Here is a 1206-nt window from a genome sequence, read left to right on the forward strand (position 1 = left end):
AAGCCGTGGCATATCGAGTCCATAGACCTCGATGCCGATAGAAACCGCCTTGATATTCGCGTCGACTTTACGAAAGGAGCTAAATTTTCCTGCCCATCGTGCGGGACGGAGAATCGGTGCGTTCATGATACGGCAGAAAGAACCTGGCGACACCTCGACTTCTTCCAGTTTGAAACCTATGTGACTGCTCGCGTTCCGCGTGTGAAGTGCGGAACATGCGGAGTCCATCAGGTCTGTGTTCCCTGGGCACGCGAGGGCAGCGGCTTCACTCTGCTTTTCGAACGGCGGATAATCGACCTGGCTCCTGTGATGCCTGTCAAGACGTTGGGCCAAAAGCTGGGTGTGACCGATACCCGCGTGTGGAGGCTTGTAGGGCACCACTTAAGTTGTGCGCTGGAAAAACTGGACCTCTCCCGTGTCACTCGTGTTGGCTTCGATGAAACGTCCAGCCGCCGTGGACATGACTATGTCTCCATCTTTGTGGACCTTGACACGAGGCGCGTCATATTCGTGACGGATGGGAAGGATTCTTCGGTGGTAGCCCGCTTTCGAGCGTTTCTGACGGAACATGGCGGTCGGGCTGAGAACATTCGGCAGCTGTGCTGTGACATGTCTCCTGCATTCATCAAGGGAGCAGGAGAGAATTTCCCCATGGCGGAGCTGACGTTTGACAAGTTCCACGTCATCAAGGTCGTCAATGAGGCCGTGGACCGGACACGACGAGAAGAACGCAAGACGAGCGTTCTTCTGAGCCATACGCGCTATCTTTGGCTGAAGTCCCCGGAGAAACTGACGGCGGAACAGAGAGTGCGGCTTGAAGAATTGAGTTTCAAGAAGTGTAATCGAAAGACAGCGAGGGCGTATCATCTGAAGCTGATTTTCCAGGACATATTCAGTCGAGGGCGGCCGGTTTCGGAAGGCACGGCATTACTGAAGAGATGGTACTTTTGGGCAAGGCACAGCCGTCTTGAAGCGATGAAGGAAGCAGCAAAGACGATTAAGGCACATTGGCATGGGATTCTGCAATGGTTTACCTCTCAGGTCAACAATGCTGTTCTTGAGGGGACCAACAGTCTGGTGCAGGCTGTGAAAGCGAAGGCACGGGGATATCGAAACAAACAGACCTTCATCGATATGATTTACCTCGTCGCAGGACATTTGAATTTGACTGAATAGTTCCTTACCCACACAGAATAACGAGGAACC

The 1206-nt window shown here is 53.0% G+C and carries 1 protein-coding gene; it reads left to right on the forward strand.

Translation table 11 applies throughout. The annotated features are described in order from the left end of the window. On the forward strand, positions 1-1176 hold a 1176-nt coding region (locus tag EII26_RS12820), incomplete at its 5' end, for an ISL3 family transposase (RefSeq protein ID WP_124889539.1). Positions 1177-1206: the final 30 nt, after the last annotated feature.

Origin of the sequence: Fretibacterium sp. OH1220_COT-178, assembly GCF_003860125.1 — a bacterium.
GTDB lineage: Bacteria > Synergistota > Synergistia > Synergistales > Aminobacteriaceae > CAJPSE01.